The following is a 5,257-nucleotide window of genomic DNA, read 5'->3' as shown; positions in this document are numbered from 1 at the left end:
GGCGCCGTCGACGCCGTGCAGGCAGGTGGCGCGCGCGTCGGCAGCCAGTTCATCCAACCACTGCCGCCACTGCGGCTGCGCGGCGGCCTCGGCGGCGCTCACCACCCCGAGCGTGAGCAGCGCCTCGTGCATCTCGTCGCAGCTGCGCGGCTGCGGCCAGGCCTCCTCGCGCACCGCGTCGATCGCCTGCGGGTCCAACTGGCCGAGATCGTCGGCGCTGTGCGGATCCTGGTAGCGGCGACTGTGCACCGCCTGGGTGCGCCGCTCTTCCAGCGGCGCGTCGTCGAGAAAGGCATAGGGCCGCGCGTCGAGCGCCTCGGCCGCCAGCGGCGAGGGCGCGGTCAGTTCGCGCGCCAGCACGCGCACCTCGCCGGCCTCGATGCCGCGCAGCAGCTGCAGCCAGCCATCGCTGTCCATCGCCTCGTCCAGGCAGTCGCGCAGGGTCTGCGCCACCAGCGGGTGCTCGGGAATCTCGCGCTCGCCGACCAGGTTCTCCGCACAGGCCACCTGGTCGGGAAACACCGTGGCCAGCAGATCCTCGGACTTCATCCGCTGCAGTTGCGGCGCGACCTTGCGCCCGCCGGTGAAGCGCGGCAGCGCCAGCGCGTTGGTGGCGTTCCAGCGCCAGCGCACGCCGAACAGCGGCGCGTCCAGCAGCGCCTGTACCAGCACGTCCAGCGCAGACGCGGCGCGCAGATAGCGCGCCACCTCGTCCAGGGCGAAGCTGTGCCGGGTCGACAGCGACAGCACGATCGCGTCCTCGGTCGCGGCCGCCTGCAACTCGAAATTGAAGGTACGGCAGAAGCGCTTGCGCAGGGCCAGGCCCCAGGCGCGGTTGATGCGGCTGCCATAGACGCTGTGGATCACCAGTTGGGTGCCGCCGGTGGCATCGAAGAAGCGTTCCAGCACGATGCATTGCTGGGTCGGCAAGGCGCCCAGCGCCGCATGCGCGCGGCCCAGATAATCGACGATCTGCTGCGCGGCGGCGGCGTCCAGTGCCAGCGGGCCGCACAGCCACTGCAGCGCCTGCGCCGCGCCGCCCTGCTCCAGCGCCTGCGCGACTTCGGCCCGCAGCCGCGACACGCCCAGCGACAACGCATCGCTGCGCCCGGGCGCCTCACCGATCCAGAACGGGATGTTGGGCGGTGCGCCGCGCGCGTCCTCCACCCGCACCCGCCCCGCTTCCACGCGCAGGATGCGGTAGCTGGCGTTGCCGAGCTGGAACACGTCGCCGCCCAGGCTCTCCACCGCGAAATCCTCGTTGACCGTGCCGATGGTCTGCGCCTGCGGCTCCAGCACCACGCTGTAGTCGCCGGTCTCGGGGATGGTGCCGCCGGAGGTGAGCGCCGCCATCCGCGCACCGCGGCGCTGGCGCACGCGGCGATGCACCGCATCGCGATGCAGGTAGCCGGCGCGCGGCCCCAGCCGCGTGCTGAAGCCTTCGCTGAGCATGCGCAGCACCGCGTCGAACTGCGCGCGCGGCAACGCCGCATACGGCCAGGCGCCACGCACCAGCGCGTACAGCGCGTCTTCCTCCCACTCCTGGCAGGCCACCTCGGCGACGAGCTGCTGGGCGAGCACGTCCAGCGGCGCATCGAGCATGCGCAGCGCATCCAGTTCGCCGCGGCGCACGCAATCCAGCAAGGCCGCGCACTCGACCAGGTCGTCGCGCGACTGCGGAAACAAGCGCGCCTTCGGCGTGCCGCCCACCGCGTGCCCGGAGCGGCCGGCGCGCTGCAGGAACGCGGCGATCGAACGCGGCGAGCCGAGCTGGCAGACCAGGTCGACGTCGCCGATGTCCAGGCCCAGTTCCAGCGAGGCGGTGGCCACCAGCACCTGCAGCTCGCCGGCCTTGAGCCGACGCTCGGCGAGCAGCCGGGTCTCGCGCGCCAGGCTGCCGTGATGCGCCGCCACCGCCTGCGTGCCGAGCAGTTCGCCCAGGTGCCGCGCGGTGCGCTCGGCCATGCGCCGGGTGTTGACGAACACCAGGGTGGTGCGGTGCGCGCGCACCAACTCGGCCAGGCGCGTATACGCCTGCTGCCACTGGTCGGCGGACATGGTCACGCTGAGCGGCGTCGGCGGCACCTCCAGCGCCAGGTCGCAGGCACGCGCATAGCCGATGTCGACGATGGCGCAGTCGGCAACGCCGTCGTGCACCGCGGCGCTGCCGACCAGGAAACGTGCGACCGCCTCGATCGGCTTCTGCGTCGCCGACAGGCCGATGCGCAGCGGCGGCGCCTCGCACAGCTGCTGCAGGCGCTGCAGCGACAACGCCAGATGGCTGCCGCGCTTGTTCGCCGCCAGCGCATGGATCTCGTCGACGATCACCGTGCGCACGTGGCGCAGCGTCTCGCGCCCGGACACCGAGCCGAGCAGCACGTACAGCGACTCCGGCGTGGTCACCAGCACATGCGGCGGGCGCCGCCGCGCCTGCGCGCGCTCGCGCTGTGGGGTGTCGCCGGTGCGTACCGCGGTGCGAATGGACACATCCGGCAAACCCAGCGCCGCCAGTTCGGCGCGAATGCCCTGCAGCGGCGCCTCGAGATTGAGCTGGATGTCGTTTGAAAGCGCTTTCAGTGGCGACACGTACAACACCTGGGTACGGTCCTGCAGGCCGCCTTCACGCAGGCCTTCGCGGACCAGCGCATCCAGCGCAGCCAAAAATGCCGTCAGGGTCTTGCCCGAGCCGGTCGGCGCGGCGACCAGCGTATGGCGTCCGGCCTGGATCGCCGGCCACGCCGCCGCCTGCGCCGGCGAGGGCGCCGCGAAACGTTGCTCGAACCAGCGTGCAACGGCGGGATGGAAGCGCGCCTGCGCCAACGACATGCGATCTCCTGGTGTCAGCGTCGCAACCAACCTGGGGCGCGCCGACGATGCCGCCTGTGCGGATTGTCCAGCTGGATGTCTTGCGCCATTTTCTCGGCAATGAAAATGGTGACGTTATCCAGGCAATCAAGCGCAACCTCGCGCGAGCCCTGTTTTTAGGGGTTTTTCCATTAAGCGTTCATCGAACGACATAATGTCTACCACTCGCTCCGCGTAGCGCGGTTATGTTGTCGACGGCGTCACGTATCCCGGCCTAGCGTTTGCGCATCACGCACAAGCTTCGCTTCTGGGAACGGAATGCGGCACGGCAACACCAGCGAACAACGGCATCGCCCATCACGCGCGCGGGACGCTCCACGACCCGCACACGCGATCGCGGCGGCGCGCGTTCGCGCCGCGTCCGCCTCCGTCTCCCTTCGACGTCGAACTGCCGTCGCCTCGCGGCGCGCGGCAGCGATGGCGGCGGCATCCGCCATCGGGTCCTGCACTGTGGGACTGCGCATGCGTTGTACCTCTCCACCGCCATCGCCAAGGAGCATCACCAATGGCACAGAGCAGCCCGTCACTCTCCAGCACCGACCTCAACCAGCGCCGCGGCAGCGACGCGCAACAGTCGCTCGGCGTCGCGCCGAACGTGTTCGAAGGCAACGATCCGGCCGCGATCGCGCGCGCGCTCAAGCAGTCGGCCGATCTGCACGCACGCCGCCGCACCGGCCCGTATCGCTCGGCCATGTCGATGCTGACCTTCTACATCAATCGCGCCGGCGACCAGTTGCCGGCGCAGCGCCGCCAGATCCTGGAGCAAGCCAAGGACGAGTTGCGCAGCCTGTACGGCAAGCCGCGCAAGGGTGGCGCTGGCGATTGAGCACGCGCACGCGCGCAGCGTGATGGAGCGATCAGTTCCGCACGCTGTCTGGGCGAAGCGCGCGCCGCGCGATTGCCGTCCTCCGACGCACTGCCACATGATGCGGACATGGCCAAGGCATCCGACATTTCGGACCTCATCCAGCACGCCGCCGCGACCCAGGACGACGCGGCGTTGCTGTCGCGCATCATCCTGGCGCAGGGCGAAATCGCCGCGGCCGGCGGCGATCCGCTGCAGGTGGTCGACGTGGTCACCCGCCGCGCGCAGGAGCTGACCCGCTCCAATGGCGCCGTGGTGGAGATGTGCGACGGCAAGGACATGCTGTACTGGTCGGCCAGCGGCGTCGCCGAGCGCCACCTCGGCCTGCGCCTGCCCAGCAACGGCAGCCTGTCGGGGCTGTGCATGCGGACCGGCGAGGTCTTGCGCTGCGACGATTCGGAAGTCGATCCGCGCGTGGACCGCGCGGCCTGCCGGCGCATCGGTTTGCGCTCGATGCTGGTGGTGCCGCTGCGCTACGGCGACCGCAGCATCGGCGTGCTCAAGGTCCTCGCGCCGCAACCCAACGCCTACAGCGCACAGGACGTGCGCACGCTGGAATTGCTGGCGACCCTGGTCGGCGCGACGCTGGCGCTGGCGATGGACCGCGCCGCACTGCAGACCGACATCGCGCGCCGCCAGGACATGGAGAAACACGCATTTCGCGAGAAGGCGGCGATCGCCACCCGCATCCGCGAAACCATCGCCGAGACGCGCCTACAGATCGTGACCCAGCCAGTGCTGGCGCTGGCATCGCAACGCATCGTCGGGGTGGAGGCGCTGTCGCGCTTTCCGGCCAATCCGGCGCTGCCGCCGCTGCGCTGGTTCGACGATGCCAGCCGGGTCGGGCTGGGCCTGGACCTGGAACTGGCCGCCGCGCGCCAAGCGCTGGAGCTGCTGGCGCAGTTGCCGGCGCCGCTGTATCTGGCGATCAACGTGTCCGCACCGACCCTGCTGCATCCGCAACTGCAGGCGCTGCTGCACGGCCACGACCTGTCGCGGATCGTGCTGGAAATCACCGAACAACTGCAGGCACCGGATTACCCACGCCTGTCCGAACACATCGGCCTGCTGCAGCGGCAGGGTCTGCGCATCGCCCTGGACGACGCCGGTACCGGTTTCGCCAGCCTGCGCCATCTGCTGCACCTGGCGCCGGACATCATCAAGCTGGACCTGACCCTGACCCGCGGCATCGACGCCGAACCGCGCCGGCAGCGGCTGGCGATGGCCATCCTCTCCTTCGCCGCGGAAACCAATGCCGACGTGGTCGTCGAAGGCATCGAGACCGAGAGCGAACTGGCGACGCTGCAGGCGCTGGGCGCGCGCTACGGCCAGGGCTACCAGCTCGCCCACCCCGGACCGCTATCGGCGCATCTGGCACGCTATCCGGCGATCGAAGACGGCAGCAGCGGCTGAGAACGCCCACCGCAGGCGCGGCGCTGGTCCCCGGTTCGGGATCATCCCCCCAGGCATTCCCAAGATCGCCATGCAGGCCTGGTCGCGGCTGAAGCCGCTCCTTGTATCTGGACA

General features: G+C 70.3%; 3 protein-coding genes. 2 read left to right on the top strand and 1 reads right to left on the bottom strand.

Annotated features, from left to right (window positions below):
* On the bottom strand, window positions 1-2,826 hold a 2,826-nt coding region (locus D180_RS04410; RefSeq protein WP_017911838.1), incomplete at its 3' end, for a DEAD/DEAH box helicase.
* A gap of 544 nt (window positions 2,827-3,370) precedes the next feature.
* Between D180_RS04410 and D180_RS04405 the strand changes: the two genes are divergently transcribed.
* Both D180_RS04405 and D180_RS04400 read left to right on the top strand, forming a co-directional pair.
* Window positions 3,371-3,691, top strand: coding sequence for a DUF3175 domain-containing protein (locus D180_RS04405; RefSeq protein ID WP_017907565.1), 321 nt, complete (start codon window positions 3,371-3,373; stop codon window positions 3,689-3,691).
* 108 nt (window positions 3,692-3,799) lie between these two features.
* Entirely contained in the window at window positions 3,800-5,143 is a 1,344-nt protein-coding gene (locus D180_RS04400) for an EAL domain-containing protein (RefSeq protein WP_017911837.1), read from the top strand.
* Window positions 5,144-5,257 lie beyond the last annotated feature (114 nt).

It is taken from the genome of Xanthomonas sp. SHU 166 (assembly GCF_000364685.1).
Taxonomy (GTDB): Bacteria; Pseudomonadota; Gammaproteobacteria; order Xanthomonadales; family Xanthomonadaceae; genus Xanthomonas_A; species Xanthomonas_A sontii.
The sequence above is the reverse complement of the archived record's forward strand: the minus strand, read 5'-3'. Positions and strand labels throughout refer to the sequence as shown.

Coding starts and splice junctions, on each gene's coding strand:
- D180_RS04405 (WP_017907565.1), top strand. CDS start 3,371: ATGGCACAGAGCAGCCCGTCACTCTCCAGCACCGACCTCAACCAGCGC.
- D180_RS04400 (WP_017911837.1), top strand. CDS start 3,800: ATGGCCAAGGCATCCGACATTTCGGACCTCATCCAGCACGCCGCCGCG.